Genomic DNA, 14,879 nt, shown 5'->3' with positions numbered 1-14,879 from the left:
GACGCAGCGCCCCGGGCCGTCTATCCCGCCCATCACAGACCGATGTTGCGGTACGGTCAATAGAGACCCAGTGGTTATGCAGTAGCAGGAAGAGGAGGCCGGGATGGCGGGCTCGGAAGACGAAAGCAGGAACGCGACCTTGGCACCGGCGACGCAGCTCGTGCATCTCGGACGCGACCCGAAGCGGTTCGACGGCTTCGTCAACACGCCGGTGGTACGCGGCTCCACCGTACTCTCGCCCACCTATGACGACCTGATGCACCACCGCGGCCGCTACAGCTATGGCCGGCGCGGCAACCCCACCACCGAGGGGCTGGAAACCGCGCTCAAGGCGCTGGAGGGCGGTGACGGCGTGGTGCTGACGCCCTCGGGCCTGTCGGCCGTCTCCATCGGCCTGCTCTCCGTGCTCGGTGCCGGGGACCACCTGCTGATGGTCGACACCGCCTATCGCCCCACCCGCACCGTGTGCGACAGCGTGCTGATGCGCATGGGGGTGGAGACCACCTATTATGATCCGCTGATCGGCGCCGGCATCGAGGCGCTCATCCGCGAGAACACGCGCGCCATCTTCCTCGAATCGCCCGGCTCGCAGAGCTTCGAGATGCAGGATGTGCCGGCCATCACGGCGGTGGCCCGCGCCCGCTCCATCACCACCCTCATCGACAACACCTGGGCCACGCCGCTGTTCTTCAAGCCCCATGCGGTGGGGGTGGACATCTCCATCCAGGCCGGAACCAAGTATATCGGCGGCCATGCCGACCTGAATCTGGGCACCATCTCCGCCATCGGGCCAGCCTGGAAGAAGGTGAGCGCCACCCATGGCAATCTCGGCATCACCATCTCCCCCGATGATGCCGCGCTCGGCGCGCGCGGGCTGCGCACCCTGGGGGTGCGCCTGGCCCACCACCAGCGCTCGGGCCTTGAGATGGCCGAATGGCTCCAGGCCCGGCCGGAGGTCTCGCGGGTGCTCCACCCCGCTTTGCCCACCGATCCGGGCCACGCCATCTGGAAGCGGGACTTCTGCGGCGCCTCCGGCCTGTTCAGCCTCATCCTGAAGCCGGTACCCGAGGCGGCGGTGGCGGCCTTCTTTGATGCGCTCACCCTGTTCGGCATGGGCTATTCCTGGGGCGGCTATGAGAGCCTCGCCATCCCGTTCGATTGCCGCGACTACCGCACCGCCACCAGCTGGGCGGTGGAAGGGCCGGCGGTGCGCCTGCATATCGGGCTCGATGATGTGGGAGACCTGAAGGCCGATCTCGATCGCGCCTTCTCCGCCCTCAATGCGCGCGCCTCCGGCGTGTGAGCGGAGCCGTCGCACATGATCGTCCGCGAGCGCCCCGGCCTCATTCGCCTGTTCCTAATCCTGCGGGGCTCGGTGCTGCAGCGCATCTTCCCGCAGGTGATGGTGGTCATGGTCCTGTCGGCGCTCGTGGTGCTGCTCCATGGGCGCCAGCCGGGGCTGGTGCCCTCCTTCAGCGGGGCGCCGTTCGCGCTGCTCGGCATCGCGCTGTCGGTGTTTCTCGGCTTCTCCAACAGCGCCTGCTACGACCGCTGGTGGGAAGCGCGAAAGGCCTGGGGCGCGCTGGTGGCCACCACGCGTGACCTGGTGCGCCGGGGCCTTATCCTGGAGCGCCGGGGGGCAGATGCGCACCGCACCCGCGACCGGCTGGTGCGGCTGGCCGCAGCCTTCGGCCATTCTCTGGTCGCCCATCTTCGGCCAGGTTCAGCCACCGCCGAGATCACCCGCACGGCGCCGCCCGATCTGGCTGCCGCCCTCGCCGCCAGCGGCAATGGGCCGGAGCTGGTGCTGCGCGCCATGGGACGCGAGCTTGCGGAGCTGCGCCAGAACGGCCACGTCAGCGACATCGAATACCGCGCGCTCGACGATGCCGTAACGCGGATGAACGATGTCCTGGCCGCCTGCGAGCGCATCAAGGGCACGCCGGTGCCCTTCGGCTACCTGCTGCTGCTGCACCGCACGGCCTATCTGTTCTGCTTCCTGCTGCCATTCGGCTTTGCGGACGTGCTGGGGTGGGCCACGCCGGTGGCCACGGGCCTCGTCGCCTACACCTTCTTCGGCCTGGATGCGCTGGGCAGCGAGCTGGAGGAACCCTTCGGCACCCTGCCCAACGATTTGCCGATCGCCGCCCTCGCCACCCAGATCGAGATTGGCCTGCTGGAGGCCATCGGCGAGCGGGAGCTGCCGCCCGCCCCCGAGCCCGCCGACCACATCCTCGTCTGACCGCCGGAAGGGCCGCAGGGGCCTCTCAGGTCACCGCGCGGTTGGCCCGCCGCTCACGCAGGGCGAATTGCAGGTTGCGGATATAGATAAAGGTGGAGAGCGCCTGCCCGGCGATGAAGACGGGATCGCGCCGGTAGATGGCATAGACCAGCAGCAGCGTGCCGCCACCCAGGGAGAAGGTCCAGAACGCGAACGGGATCACCGAGCGCTGCGCCTTCTCCGAGGCAATCCACTGCACCACGAAGCGCATGGTGAACATGAACTGGGCCACGAGGCCGAGCACGGTCCACCAGTCGAACTGGTCGATGAAGACCTCGTGCAGGTATTTGCCGATTTCTCCCAGGTAATAGAGCATCAGCCGCGCTCCACCACCTGCGGCACCTGGCGGCGCTTCACCAGCCACCACACGCCGAGCAGATCGGCGATGCCCACCCACAGCCGGTTCCAGAAGCCGTATTTGGACACGCCGTGCCAGCGCTCGCGGTCCACCACCTTCACGGTGAGGATGTCGTAGCCCTCGCGCTTCACCAAAGCGGACATGAAGCGGTGCAGGCCATCGAACACCGGCAGCCGCAGATGCACCTCGCGCCGCACCACCTTGAGGCCGCAGCCGGTGTCGCGGTTACCGTCGTTCAGCATGCCCCGGCGCACGGCATTGGCGAGGCGGGACTGGAAGCGCTTGAAGCGCGTGTCCTTGCGGCCCTGCCGCTCGCCCTGCACCATGCCCACCTTCTCACCGCCCGCATCGAGCACACGGACCATTTCAGGCAGGTAAGCCGGGTTGTTCTGCCCGTCGCCGTCCAGCAACAGCAGCAGGTCGCCGCGCGCGGCACGGGCCCCGGTATCGACGCCCGCGGACTTCCCGCATGACTTGGCGTGCACCAGAATGCGCAGATAGGGCCGGGTCGCGGCAGCCTTGCGCAGCTCGGCCAGGGTCGCGTCGGTGGAACCGTCATCCACGAAGATCAGCTCGAACGGCTCGAAGTTGAGCGCGGCGTCGATCTCGTCGATGAGCGGGGCGATGTTCTCCGCCTCGTCCCGAACGGCGATCACCACCGAGAGGCGGGGGACGATGGCGGTGGGTGCATCAGCGGAGGTCACGATCTCGCCTCTTCAAGGGACACGGGGAAGCGGCCGCTCCAGGGCAGCAGCCGCCCGAGCCGGCGCGCGGACGGCCCTGCCATGGGCGTGATGGCGCCGCGCGCGTCAACCCGGAATACGAGCCGGCGCGAAGCGAAGACCTTCGCCGTCCACAGGACGAAGGTCGTCGCCACCGCCGCGCCGGCGATGACATCACTCGGATAATGGGCGCCGAGCAGCACCCGCGTCGCCGCCACCACCACCGCGAGGGCGATCAGCGGCCCCCGCGCCCGGGGAAACAGCAGGCCGAACGCCACCGCGGTGGCGAAGATGGTGGTGCTGTGGCCCGATGGAAACGACGCATAACTCGCTTTCCACGAGAGCCAGTCGAAGGTGAGCTGCGCCTCCGGCCCCGGCATGCGCAGGGCCACATGGGGCCGGGCCCGGCCGATGAGGCGTTTCACCACCGTCACCAGCAGGCCGGCGCCCGCCACCGAGACGAACAGAAAGCCGATCCGCGCCAGCAGCGCGCTCGCCACCCGCCGGCCCATGTCGTCGAACGCGGCCGCAAGGTAGCGCCGCAGCGCCAGCACCGCCGCCAGCGCCAGGCCCAGCGGCCAAAGCACGACGCCACCGAGGCCCAGGGCCGTGAGACGCTCGGTGAGGATGAGGGCGCTCACCGGCAGGCGGGCCCGCAGGCCGGGCGCCAGCGGATCCACCAGCAGCATGCACGTCGCCACCACCCCCACCACCAGCGCCGCGAGCGCGACGATCTCCAGCAGGCCCCCGCGCACCATTTTCGGCTGCGGCATGCGGACCGGGCGGCGCCAGAGGTCGCGGAAGGCCAGCACGGCATCGACGATCACGTCACGTCCACCTTCGGCCAGGCGGCGCAGCAGCTCGCGGGGCGGCAGGGCGGAACTCACTCGGCGGCCTCCTGCGAGCGGTACACGGTGATGCTCACCGGCCGGCCGCCGTTATAGGCGAAGCCTTCCACGGTGGCGATGGCGCTGTATTTCAACTTCAGCGTCGCCGCCCGCGCCTCGAAGAAGGGCTGCATCCGGCGATCGATGAAAGCCAGCGCGCATCCGCCCTTCTTCAGAAGGTCGGCCGCCTCCAGCGGACCGACATAATTGATTTTCGTGCCCACCAGGAACACCAGGCTGGGCTCCTGATAAGGCACCGAGGCGATGTTCTCCGCCGGGCATCCGCTCTCGGCGGCGATGGCCGCCAGCCGCTCGGAGATCCACACCGCCCGCATCTGCGGCAGCAGCATCTGGTAGACGCCGAGATAGAGGAACAGCGCCCCCGCCACCATGGTGAGGAAAGCCCCTTCCGCGCCCGTGCGCGCCATGGCCCGCGCGGCGATCACCGCCAGCGCCACAGCGACCAGAAGCAGCGGCCAGGCGAGCAGGCCGAAGCCGCTGCCGAGCCACACATAGGCCCCGCCCAGCCCCACCGCCAGCAGCCCCGCCATGACTGGCCACAGCCACACCAGCCCCGCGAGCCGGCTGCCCGCCTTGGCCAGGGCGCCGCGCTCCAGCGCCATGGCGGCGAGGATGGCGAGCCCCGGATAGAGCGGCAGAACATAATGGGGCAGCTTGGTGGCCGCGATCTCGAACACGATCCAGGTGGGCACCACCCAGGCAATCAGGAAGCGCACCGCCGGCTCGCGCCGCGCGCGCCAGCCGAACGGCAGCGCCATGGCGGCCAGCACCACGCTGGGCCAGAAAGTGCCCCAAACCGCGAGGAGATAGGTGCCGGGCGGCCCCCAATGGCCCTCCTGCCCTTCCGTCACCTTGCCGAGCATGTCCACGCCCACGGCGAGCTCATAGAACTTGCCGGCGGTGACATAATAGATGGCAATGAACCAGGGCAGCACCAGCAGCAGGCACCACAACAGCCCCATCAACGGCTTCAGCGCTTTGAGGAAACGCCCCGAGCGCCCGGCGATGACGAGCGCCAGTACCGGCAGGGCGATAAACAGGGGCGCCATGGGCCCCTTCACCAGAATGCCGCCGGCCATGGCGGTCCAGAAGATGGCGGAGAGCTTGAAATCGCTCATACGCTCGCCGGGCGCCTTCAGATAGGCCCGCGCCAACGCCCCCATGCACGCCATGATGGTGAAGAGCAGCACCGCATCGGTCTTGGCGAGCCGCGCTTCCACCCCCAGCAGCACGCAGCTCGCCATCATCAGGCCCGCGAGCAGCGCGCCGCGCCGGGAGGCGAACACCAGCGCCGTCCAGTAGGTGAGCAGCACCGCGCCAATGGCGCCGATGAGCGAAGGCAGGCGATAAAAGGCGATGGAGGTTCGCGCCGAGGGGCCGATGATCGCCTCGCCCAGCTTCACCGATGCGGCCTGGAGCCAGTGGATGCCCACCGGCTTCTTGTAGCGGACCTGCACGTGGAAGCGGATGTCCACGTAGTTGCCGCTCTCCAGCATCTGCTTCGTGGCCTGGGCGAAGCGGGACTCGTCTCGGTCGATGGGAGACAGCGAGAAGAAGCCGGGCAGAAAGGCGGCCAGCGCCACGATGACGAGCAGCAGGCAGGCCCGCTTATGGCTCGCCGCGGCGCGGTCAAGCACGCGCGGAAGGCGGCGCGGAAGGTCGAGGTCGAACGCCCGGCCCTGATGGGGGGCGGGCTCAGAGATGGCCATGCTTTGGTCGGATCCGCTCGAATTGGGCGCGGACAATAGCAGAACCGCCCACACCGGAAAGGCCCGGCGGAGAGAAGCCGCAGCCCCTTCCCCCAGCCGGCGGACCTCTGGCAAAGGAAAAGGGCGAAGGAAAGGCGCGAATTGCCACGCCGCTACCACCTCGCCGCAAGGCAGCATCCCGCCCCGCGGACAGCGGCGCCAGCCCGATGCGGCCTCAAGGCCGGCTGCCGGCCCCGCCCAGAAGGCCGCCGGTCGCGGCCTATTTCGTCAGGATCAGCTTGTTCTGTGCCGTAAGGCGCAGCTGATAGGTCTGGTCGCCATGGGCGATGGTGATCAGCCGCCCGGCGGCGAACAGGTCTCGGCTGTCGAGCTGCGCATCCACCATGGGAATGGCCCGCGCGCTGGAAATGGCACCGCCCGCCCAGCCCTCGGCCGAGGACCGATCCGCGGACCAGGTGGCCTGAAGATAATCTTGCTTGGTCATTTTGAATCGCTCCAAATTGCCCGTTTGGATATTCACAGTATTCAATTCTAATTGGCCACATTAGAAGCATTCAATATTGCTTCTTCCGACCGTCTTATTTGGATAATACACGAGCTTGTTCGGATCAACTCGCAATATGGCATTCGCATGTCGATAGGGCGCGCGGCGGCGGGCAGGCGCGCGCCCGCGCCGTAGCTCCTCCGCGCCTTGCCCCCGCGCGTTGCCCCGCGCTTTGGCGTAGGTATCTTTTCGGGTCTTTGGCTCAGATCCGCGCGGCGCCGGCCCCGATTGCGGGGCAGGCCCTACCAGCGCAGAATGCGCGCGCCCAGCAGCGCGCCCAGCCCCGCCACTCCGGCGATGGCGATGGTGTACCAGACCGCCACGAACAGCGGTGAATCATCGGGGCAGTGCGCCGCATAGAAGAAGGCGCCGATGCCGCCAGCCGCCAGCCCCGCGACCAGGCCGGTGAGCGCACCCGATTCGCTCGCCCCCCGCCGCAGCGCCCACAGCAGCAGGCCCAGCGGCACCAAGGAGAAGGCGGGAACCGCCATAAGGCACACTGCCCAGTTGGTGCCCACCAGCCGGCGCTCCCACGCCGCCTCGGGCACGCTGGCCAGCTCCAGAACCACGGCCGTGAACAGCAGCAAGGCGGGAACGAACAGCCCCACCTCGGCGGACCAAAGCTCGGCGCCGGGGCGCGACATGCGAGCCGCCAGGCGCACCGCCACCACCGCCAGAGCCGCCGTTTCCACGAACTTGAAGAGGAAGCGCGGCGAGCCGAGAGCCGCCAGGACATCCGGCCGGATGCCCAGCGTCAGCTGCATGCCGATGGCGGCAGCGATCGCGCCCAAGGTGACGGCCACGGCGAGGGCGACCGCAAGCGAAGGCCCGCGCGGGCGCACATCGGCAGACAAAGCGAGGATCAGCTCGTCGGTTTTCATGGCTCTCCTCCTCCATAGATGGCGGCCAGGCGCTTCAATGCCCGGTGCAGCGCCACCCGCACCGCGCCCTCGCTCATGGCCAGCCGCGCCCCCGCTTCCTTGGTGCTCGCCCCCGACAGGTAGACCGCCTCCACCACTTCCCGTTCGCGCCCCGAGAGGCTCTGCGTGAGGCGGGCCACATCGTGCCCCGCCAATCCGTCATCGACCTCGGCCGTATCGGCCAGCACGGCCTCCAGCTCGTCGATGGGCACTTCCGCCCGCCGCCCCCGCCGGCGCAGCACGTCCAGCGCCTTGTGGCGGGCGATCGCCCAAACCCAGGGCATCAGCGGCGAGGCGGGATCCCAGCTCTGCCGCTTGAGATGAAGGGCGAGCAGCGTTTCCTGCACCACGTCCTCCACATCCCCCGTGCCGTGCCCGGCGCGCTCCAGAATGCGCCGGGCGGCCGTGCGCAGCACCGGCGCCAGCGCCACCAGCAGCTGGCGATAGGAGGCCGCGTCCCCGTTCAGAGCGGAGCGCATCAAGTCGGCCCATTGCTCGCTTCTGGAAGCGGCCTGGGCGGTCGCGGTGTCGACGGCTCGGGTCATGGTGGCGCGGGACGGCACCCCTCTTCTTCGCCGGCAAAGAGCGGAACGTTACATCCCGCAGCCCGGCCCCGCCATTTCGCACGTCGCGACCGGTGATGGGAACACAGGCGCGTGATCGGCGTAACGGGTGCCGGCATGGCGGCGAATTCAGGTCATGGCCGCGATGAGCGTGGCCGGTGTTGAAACTGGAGAAGACCCATGAAGCCTGTCGCCACTCTCGCCGTCCTCGGCTCTCTGGCCGCCACCCTCGCCGCCGTGTCGGCGCCGGCCGCCGCCCAGGATGCCGGCAAGGAGAAGTGCTACGGCGTCGCCCTGAAGGGCCAGAACGACTGCGCCGCCGGCCCCGGCACCACCTGCGCCGGCACCTCCAAGGTGGATTACCAGGGCAATTCCTGGAAGCTCGTGCCCAAGGGCACCTGCGTCAGCATCAAGACGCCCCACGGCATGGGCGCGCTGATGCCCATCAAGTCCTGATCCGCGCTCCGAAGCATCGCCCCTCCCGCAAGGGGCGACGGCCTCTGGCCCGACCCCCTCCCGCGGGAGGGGGCCGCTGGCGCAAGCGACTTCCGGGAGGTTCGAAATGTCCCAGGTTTCCATGATGCCCCAACGCAGCGGTGCCGCACGCGCCCCGGCCCTGCCGCCCGGCCCCGGGGTCGGCTTCAAGCCGCAGCATTTCGCCGACATCATCTCCGCGCCCCAGCCGCTCGCCTTCTTCGAGGTCCATGCGGAAAACTATATGGGCGAAGGCGGGCGGCCCCACGCGCAGCTCGCCCGGCTGCGGCGTGACCACGCCCTGTCCATCCACGGGGTGGGGCTCGCATTGGGCGGCTCAGGGCCCCTCGATGGCGCCCACCTCGCGCGCCTCGCCCGCCTGTGCGAACGCTATGAGCCGGAGAGTTTTTCCGAGCATCTGGCCTGGGCCGGCCATGGCGGCATGTTCCTGAATGACCTTCTGCCCCTGCCCTATACGCCAGAGCGGCTGGCCATCGTGGCGGCCCATGTGGAGCAGGCGCAGGAGGCTCTCAAGCGCCCGATTCTGATCGAAAATCCGGCCACCTATCTCACCTTCGCGGAAAGCACGATTCCCGAAGGGAAGTTCCTCGCGGAGCTGACCCGCCGCACCGGCTGCGGGCTGCTGCTGGATGTGAACAACCTGTTCGTTTCCGCCATCAACCATGGCCTCGATCCGGACCGGATGCTGGCGGCCCTGCCCCTCGACCGCGTGGGCGAGATCCATCTGGCTGGGCACGCGCCCGCGGCAAGCCCCGGGACCGCCCCGCTGCTGGTGGACGCCCATGGCGGCCCCGTGGCGGCACGGGTGTGGGCACTCTATGGGCAGGTGCTGCGCCGCACGGGTCCCGTCGCCACGCTGATTGAATGGGACAATGACGTGCCCGACTGGCCCACCCTGCGGGCCGAGGCGGAGCACGCCGGCGCCCAGCTTCTCCAAGCGCGAAAGGCGGCCTGACATGCCCGCCCTCCATGCCGATGAGCGCTTCGCCCACGCCCTGCTCGCGCCCGATGGCGCGCCGCCGCCCGGCCTCACCGCCGCCGGTGGTGACGCGGTGGCCCGGCGCTTCGCCATCCACCGCAACACGGTGGGTGTCACCCTGTCCGAGGCCCTGGCCGTCGCATTTCCCGTGGTGCGTCAGCTGGTGGGTGATGACTTCTTCGCCGCGGCCGCCCGCGCCTTCGTCACCGCCGCCCCGCCCACATCCCCGGTGCTGGCCGATTATGGCGCCGGGTTCGCCGATTTCCTCGCGCGCTTCCCGCCCGCCGCGGAGCTGCCCTATCTGCCCGACGTGGCGCGGCTGGAACGGCTGATGGTCGATTCATACCATTCCGCCGACGCCCCGCCCGAAACACGTGCCGGCCTGGCGGGCCTCAGCCCGCAGGAGGCGGCGCCGCTCGCCCTCGCCCGTCACCCCGCCGCCCGCTGGCTGTGCTCGCCGTGGCCGGTGGTGACCCTGTGGCGGATGAATGCCGGGCACCTGCCCCTCACCCCCCTCTCTCACTGGGCCGGTGAGAGCGCGCTCGTCACCCGGCCCGAGCTGGACGTGATGCTGACGGGGCTGCCGGCGGGCGGGGATCAGCTTCTGTCCCTGCTCGAAACGCCATTGTCCCTCGCCGCGCTGTCCGAGGCCATGGAGCCCGTGGGCGGCCTGGCCGGCGCGCTGCCGCCACTGCTCGACGCTGGCGCCCTGCGGCGCGCGAGCCCGCCACAAGGAGACCAGCGATGACCATCAAGACCACTTTCCCCACCGGCTCCGCACCCGCATTGGCCCCGCTCGCCATATGGCTGCGCGGACTGAGGCGCCGGGCGGAAGCCGTGCCCTACGATCTCATCGCCGTCGGCGCCCGGATCTTTCCGGCAGCCGTGTTCTGGCAATCGGGGCTCACCAAACTCGATGAGCATTGGCGCGTCTCGGACAATGCGGTGTTCCTGTTTCAGGAGGAATACCGCCTGCCGCTGCTGGACCCCTGGCTGGCCGCCCACGCGGCGGCCACAGCGGAGCTGAGCTTTCCCATATTGCTGGTGCTGGGCCTCGCCACGCGCCTTTCCGCCCTCGCCTTGCTGGGCATGACGATGGTGATCGAGATCTTCGTCTATCCCGATGCCTGGCCCACCCACGGCGCCTGGGCCACCCTGTTCCTGCTGCTGGTGGCACGCGGACCGGGACGCTTCAGCCTGGACCACCTGCTGGGCCGGTTCTTCTGCCGGGCAGAGGCCGCTAAAGCTGGCAGCCGCTCGCCGATGTGAGGCCCTCGGGCTGGCCCCAGTCGTTCTGCGGCACGCCGGCATAGGGGGCGCCGTAGCTCTGCTTCACCATCCGGAACGAAGCGGCCTGCCGGGTCGCCGGATCGAAATCGATGATCCAGAAATAGTCATAGGTCTCGCTCGGCCAATCGCTCAGCGCTTCCCTGAAGCGGGCGAGGCCGAACAGGTCATAGAGCGTGGAGGGCGCCTCGGGGCGGGCGTCATCCTTGGCGACGACGGCTTCCAGCTCGGCGGGCGTACGGGCGGCCTCCCTGGCGGCCGCCCTGTCCTTCTGCTCTGTGCTCTTCTTGCCGTGGCCGGACAGGGTTTTGGCGATATGGTCGTGCTCCCAGGTCACCACCACCGTGGCGCCATCCCAGCGCGGATCGGTGAGAAGGTCGCGGGCGAGCTGCTGGGTCTGCCCGTTCAGCACCGTCTCGGCGATGGCGCCCGAGGCATCCGGCAGCGCGGGAAAGAGATTGACCGGCATCCCCCAGCTGCGCGCCGAAGGAGCGATGGTTTCCAGCGTGTGGAGGGTCATGGCGAAGAACGCCTTGGGCGCCTCGCCGGGGCCGAACAGGCTGGTGGCGGCCTCCCGGCCGAGATATTGCGCGGCCAGCGCCTGCGCCCGCAGGTCGCCCACGGCGCACAGGCGATAGGCGTCGTGCTTCTCGCCGTGGCGCAGCAGGATGATCCGGCTCGGCAAGGCCACCGCATCCGCCGCCACGAGCGCCCATGTCCCGGCGCACAGCCCTGCGGCCATCCAGCTTCTCCATGCCGCCATGCCGATCCGCCCCCACTGTCCCGGTCCCGATATCCTCGCGAGCGAAACAGATTCGGCTCGGCCCCGCCAGAACGTCGCGCCGGCGGGTTAAATCTGGACGGGTGGAGCCGGCAGGGCCTTCACACCCTCGCGCGAACATGCTTCAACGCGACAATGACTGTTCGGGTTCGAGGCGGAGGTGAGCCATGCTCACAATCAGGTTGGGGTCCAGCGCACACACCATGATGCTGCTGGCGGGTCTTGCCAGCCTCACCACTGTGGCCTTGGCGCAAACGGCCTCGCGGCCGCATGTGGTTATCACGCCGAACGTGATCCAGCTGCCGGTGATTCCCCAGGGCAATTATCTGGATCCGGGCCCAGGCCCGGCCATCCGCCCTGACGTGAAGATCGGCCGGGGCGAGAACAACGATTACGTGTTCCCGCCCGATTTGTCCGGTGGCTACGGCTCCGGCCCGCCCGGCGACCCCACCAATAACGGCTCGTGGAGCCCGCTGGCCGGGAACACGCCGAGCTTCTGATGCGCCCCGCGAGGGCAAACCATACGAAAAGGGCCGCCGGCATCGCCAGGCGGCCCTTTTTCTTTTGCGCCCTGGTCCGCGACCCCAGAAGGGCGCGGACCAGGGCGCAAAAGAAAAACGGCGGGGGAAGCCCCCGCCGTTTCTCGACACTGCAAACCCGAAGCGCGGATCAGCGCTTGGAGAACTGGAACGAACGACGCGCCTTGGCCCGGCCGTACTTCTTGCGCTCGACCACGCGGCTGTCGCGGGTGAGGAAGCCGCCCTTCTTGAGGGGGGTGCGCAGCTCCGGCTCGTAATAGGTGAGCGCGCGGGAGATGCCGTGACGCACCGCGCCGGCCTGGCCGGAGAGGCCGCCGCCGGTGACCGTGCAGATCACGTCATACTGGCCTTCGCGGGCCGCAGCCTGGAACGGCTGGTTGATCATGAGGCGCAGCACCGGACGGGCGAAATACACCTCGATGTCGCGATCATTGACGGTGATCTTGCCGGTGCCGGGACGAACCCACACGCGGGCCACCGCGTCCTTGCGCTTGCCGGTGGCATAAGCGCGGCCGTACTTGTCCAGCTTCTGGACATGGACGGGAGCGGACACTTCCTCGGTGGTGATGGCGGCGCCGCCAAGATCTTCGAGGGACTGGAGAACCTCGGCCATGTCAGTTCCTCACGTTCTTGCGGTTGAGCGCGGCCACGTCGAGGGCGACAGGCTGCTGGGCCTCGTGCGGATGGGCCGGGCCCTTGTAAACACGCAGGTTGCCGAGGATCTTGCGGCCGAGCGGGCCACGGGCGAGCATGCGCTCCACCGCCTTCTCGATGACGCGCTCAGGGAAGCGGCCCTCGAGGATGAACTTGGCGGTACGCTCCTTGATACCACCCGGGAAGCCGGTGTGGTGATAGTACGCCTTCTGGTCCTTCTTGCGCCCGGTGAACACCACCTTCTCAGCGTTCACGACGATGACATTGTCACCGCAGTCCACGTGGGGGGTGTAGATGGGCAGGTGCTTGCCCTTGAGGCGCATGGCGATGATGGAAGCGAGACGACCCACAACAAGGCCGCTGGCGTCGATCACCACCCACTTCTTTTCGATATCGGCGGGTTTGGCCGAATACGTCTTCATGGGGTCGTTTTCCGATTGTGACTGCCGCACGGACCCGGAACGAAAATCCGCGGGCCCCTGTGGCGATGGAGGCGGCTTGTATCCGAGGCCCGCGGACTCGTCAACGTCAGCCCACCTTGAATAGTCATTGTAAAACAATGGCTTATTATTTTGGTATTTTAACACCACTCAAAAAGGCTCTGATTTCGCAGAAAGTTGGGCCTATTCCCGCCGCATCAGCCCTTCGCAGGCCGGTCGGGGATGGAATAGGTGGCCACGCAATGGGCCACGAGATCGTCCACACCGGCGCTGCGGATGCCCACGTCTCCCACCGCGAGGCGCTTGCCGAGCTTGATCAGCCGCGCATCGGCATAAATCGCGCCGGGGGCGGGCTTGCGCAGGAAATTGATGGAGAGATTCGTCGTCACCGCCAGCGCCACCGGCCCGATCTCTCCCAGCAGCGCCACATAGACGGCAATGTCGGCCAGCGCCATCAAGGCGGGGCCGGACACGGTGCCGCCGGGGCGCAGATGCTCCTCGTCCGCATCGAGCCGGATGGTGGCGGCGCGCCGGCCCACGGTCTCGATATGGTGCGGCTTGCCGGGCCCGAACGCCTGCGGGAACTCCCCGTGCAGGAACTGCTCCAGCTCCGCGATGCTCATCGCAGAGGCGGTGGCGGGCTCCATCCCCATGATTTTCCTCCCTTTATTGTCATTCTCGCCCCACCCGCGCCGCGCGGCTCGCATGGGGCACGCCCCTGTGCATAGAATGCCGCGCCACAAGATCAAGCATCAGCATCCCCGGGAGGATTGCCCATGTCCGCGCACCCCGCCACCGCCGCCGATGGCCTCATCCTGAAGACCGAGGTGGCCGACGGCGTCGCCACCCTCACCCTGGCGCGGCCGCAATCCCGCAACAGCCTGTCGGAAGCCATGATGGCGGCCCTCACCTCGGCGCTTGCGGACATCGGCGCCGATCCCGCCGTGCGCGCGGTGGTGCTGGCGGCGGAAGGGCCGGTCTTCTCCGCCGGACACGATCTGAAGGAGATCCAGGGCCACCGCGGCGATGCCGATCGCGGCCGCGTCTATTTCGAGGATGTGCTGAAGCGCTGCTCCACCCTCATGACCGCCATCGTCCGCCTGCCCCAGCCGGTCATCGCCGCCGTGGAGGGCATGGCCACCGCCGCCGGCTGCCAGCTGGTGGCGAGCTGCGACCTCGCCGTGGCCGGGGCCGAGGCCCGCTTCTGCACGCCGGGCGTCAATATCGGCCTGTTCTGCCACACGCCCATGGTCGCCCTCACCCGCAACGTGTCCCGCAAGCATGCCATGGAGATGCTGCTGCTGGGCGAGTGGGTGGAGGCGCAGGACGCCTTCCGCATGGGCCTGGTGAACCGCGTGGTGGAAAAGGGCTCCGCGTTGGCGGCCGCCACCGCTTTGGCGCGGCGAATCGCCGAAAAGTCGCAGGTGCCGGTGAAACTCGGCAAGGCGGCCTTCCACGCCCAGATCGAAATGGGGCTGGACGAGGCCTATGCCTACGCCTCCCGCGTGATGACCGAAAACATGCTGGCGCGCGATGCGGAGGAAGGCATTTCCGCCGTTCTGGGCAAGCGCGCACCCAGCTGGGAGGACCGGTGAGCGACGGGGCAACAAGCCGCCGCGCGTCGCTTTAACCATCTCTCAACCATAAACGGGTTTTCCTGTCCGCTAGAAGCAGCCGCATGGCGCGGTGGCAGGAGCGG

General features: G+C 68.6%; 19 protein-coding genes. 8 read left to right on the top strand and 11 right to left on the bottom strand.

Annotated features, from left to right (window positions below; all coding sequences use genetic code 11):
* The first annotated feature begins 103 nt into the window (after positions 1–103).
* Both metC and V5F26_RS10200 read left to right on the top strand, forming a co-directional pair.
* Positions 104–1,303, top strand: coding sequence for a cystathionine beta-lyase (gene metC / locus V5F26_RS10205; protein ID WP_234052137.1), 1,200 nt, complete (start codon positions 104–106; stop codon positions 1,301–1,303).
* 15 nt (positions 1,304–1,318) lie between these two features.
* Positions 1,319–2,242, top strand: coding sequence for a bestrophin family protein (locus tag V5F26_RS10200; RefSeq protein ID WP_394945861.1), 924 nt, complete (start codon positions 1,319–1,321; stop codon positions 2,240–2,242).
* 25 nt (positions 2,243–2,267) lie between these two features.
* On the opposite strand, the gene V5F26_RS10195 is transcribed toward V5F26_RS10200, so the two are convergent.
* The 7 genes from V5F26_RS10195 to V5F26_RS10165 all read right to left on the bottom strand — a co-directional run bounded on the left by V5F26_RS10195 (position 2,268) and on the right by V5F26_RS10165 (position 7,987).
* The gene (locus V5F26_RS10195; protein WP_234052139.1) at positions 2,268–2,597 is read right to left on the bottom strand and encodes a lipid-A-disaccharide synthase N-terminal domain-containing protein; all 330 of its coding nucleotides are present in this window, start codon (positions 2,595–2,597) and stop codon (positions 2,268–2,270) included.
* Positions 2,597–3,346: a glycosyltransferase gene (locus V5F26_RS10190; protein WP_394946472.1), complete on the bottom strand. Its 750-nt coding sequence runs from the start codon at positions 3,344–3,346 to the stop codon at positions 2,597–2,599. Before V5F26_RS10190 ends, V5F26_RS10195 begins: the two co-directional genes overlap by 1 nt.
* Entirely contained in the window at positions 3,340–4,248 is a 909-nt protein-coding gene (locus V5F26_RS10185) for a phosphatase PAP2 family protein (protein WP_394945860.1), read from the bottom strand. The genes V5F26_RS10190 and V5F26_RS10185 overlap by 7 nt, the downstream gene beginning before the upstream one ends.
* On the bottom strand, positions 4,245–5,978 hold the full coding sequence (locus V5F26_RS10180) for an ArnT family glycosyltransferase (protein WP_394945859.1): 1,734 nt from the start codon (positions 5,976–5,978) through the stop codon (positions 4,245–4,247). The genes V5F26_RS10185 and V5F26_RS10180 overlap by 4 nt, the downstream gene beginning before the upstream one ends.
* A gap of 259 nt (positions 5,979–6,237) precedes the next feature.
* Positions 6,238–6,462, bottom strand: a complete 225-nt coding sequence (locus V5F26_RS10175; RefSeq protein ID WP_234052147.1) for a hemin uptake protein HemP — start codon at positions 6,460–6,462, stop codon at positions 6,238–6,240.
* A 302-nt stretch (positions 6,463–6,764) separates the two neighbouring features.
* Positions 6,765–7,403: an NrsF family protein gene (locus V5F26_RS10170; RefSeq protein WP_394945858.1), complete on the bottom strand. Its 639-nt coding sequence runs from the start codon at positions 7,401–7,403 to the stop codon at positions 6,765–6,767.
* Entirely contained in the window at positions 7,400–7,987 is a 588-nt protein-coding gene (locus V5F26_RS10165) for a sigma-70 family RNA polymerase sigma factor (protein WP_394945857.1), read from the bottom strand. The genes V5F26_RS10170 and V5F26_RS10165 overlap by 4 nt, the downstream gene beginning before the upstream one ends.
* Positions 7,988–8,185: 198 nt before the next feature.
* Between V5F26_RS10165 and V5F26_RS10160 the strand changes: the two genes are divergently transcribed.
* The 4 genes from V5F26_RS10160 to V5F26_RS10145 all read left to right on the top strand — a co-directional run bounded on the left by V5F26_RS10160 (position 8,186) and on the right by V5F26_RS10145 (position 10,748).
* Positions 8,186–8,461: a BufA1 family periplasmic bufferin-type metallophore gene (locus V5F26_RS10160; RefSeq protein ID WP_394059260.1), complete on the top strand. Its 276-nt coding sequence runs from the start codon at positions 8,186–8,188 to the stop codon at positions 8,459–8,461.
* Positions 8,462–8,567: 106 nt separating this feature from the next.
* On the top strand, positions 8,568–9,455 hold the full coding sequence (bufB, locus tag V5F26_RS10155; RefSeq protein ID WP_394945856.1) for an MNIO family bufferin maturase: 888 nt from the start codon (positions 8,568–8,570) through the stop codon (positions 9,453–9,455).
* A gap of 1 nt (position 9,456) precedes the next feature.
* Positions 9,457–10,227, top strand: coding sequence for an HvfC/BufC family peptide modification chaperone (locus V5F26_RS10150; RefSeq protein ID WP_394945855.1), 771 nt, complete (start codon positions 9,457–9,459; stop codon positions 10,225–10,227).
* Complete coding sequence (locus V5F26_RS10145) at positions 10,224–10,748, top strand: DoxX family protein (protein ID WP_394945854.1); 525 nt, start codon at positions 10,224–10,226, stop codon at positions 10,746–10,748. Before V5F26_RS10150 ends, V5F26_RS10145 begins: the two co-directional genes overlap by 4 nt.
* On the opposite strand, the gene V5F26_RS10140 is transcribed toward V5F26_RS10145, so the two are convergent.
* Positions 10,720–11,508, bottom strand: a complete 789-nt coding sequence (locus V5F26_RS10140) for a hypothetical protein (protein WP_394945853.1) — start codon at positions 11,506–11,508, stop codon at positions 10,720–10,722. The genes V5F26_RS10145 and V5F26_RS10140 overlap by 29 nt on opposite strands.
* A gap of 206 nt (positions 11,509–11,714) precedes the next feature.
* Between V5F26_RS10140 and V5F26_RS10135 the strand changes: the two genes are divergently transcribed.
* Positions 11,715–12,047 (top strand): hypothetical protein, encoded by a 333-nt coding sequence (locus V5F26_RS10135; RefSeq protein ID WP_234052161.1) that lies wholly within the window; start codon positions 11,715–11,717, stop codon positions 12,045–12,047.
* Positions 12,048–12,216: 169 nt separating this feature from the next.
* On the opposite strand, the gene rpsI is transcribed toward V5F26_RS10135, so the two are convergent.
* The 3 genes from rpsI to V5F26_RS10120 form a co-directional block, all read right to left on the bottom strand.
* A complete protein-coding gene (gene rpsI, locus V5F26_RS10130; RefSeq protein ID WP_234052164.1) occupies positions 12,217–12,699 on the bottom strand; it encodes a 30S ribosomal protein S9 in 483 nt (160 codons plus the stop codon).
* Between the two features lies 1 nt (position 12,700).
* Entirely contained in the window at positions 12,701–13,162 is a 462-nt protein-coding gene (gene rplM, locus V5F26_RS10125) for a 50S ribosomal protein L13 (protein ID WP_234052165.1), read from the bottom strand.
* Between the two features lie 215 nt (positions 13,163–13,377).
* Positions 13,378–13,833 (bottom strand): PaaI family thioesterase, encoded by a 456-nt coding sequence (locus V5F26_RS10120; protein WP_394059254.1) that lies wholly within the window; start codon positions 13,831–13,833, stop codon positions 13,378–13,380.
* A 123-nt stretch (positions 13,834–13,956) separates the two neighbouring features.
* Between V5F26_RS10120 and V5F26_RS10115 the strand changes: the two genes are divergently transcribed.
* On the top strand, positions 13,957–14,775 hold the full coding sequence (locus V5F26_RS10115) for an enoyl-CoA hydratase (protein WP_394059252.1): 819 nt from the start codon (positions 13,957–13,959) through the stop codon (positions 14,773–14,775).
* Positions 14,776–14,879 lie beyond the last annotated feature (104 nt).

It is taken from the genome of Xanthobacter variabilis, from assembly GCF_043831965.2.
In the GTDB taxonomy this organism is placed as follows: Bacteria; Pseudomonadota; Alphaproteobacteria; order Rhizobiales; family Xanthobacteraceae; genus Xanthobacter.
Note: the sequence above shows the minus strand (reverse complement) of the source record. Positions and strands in the feature narration are given on the sequence as shown.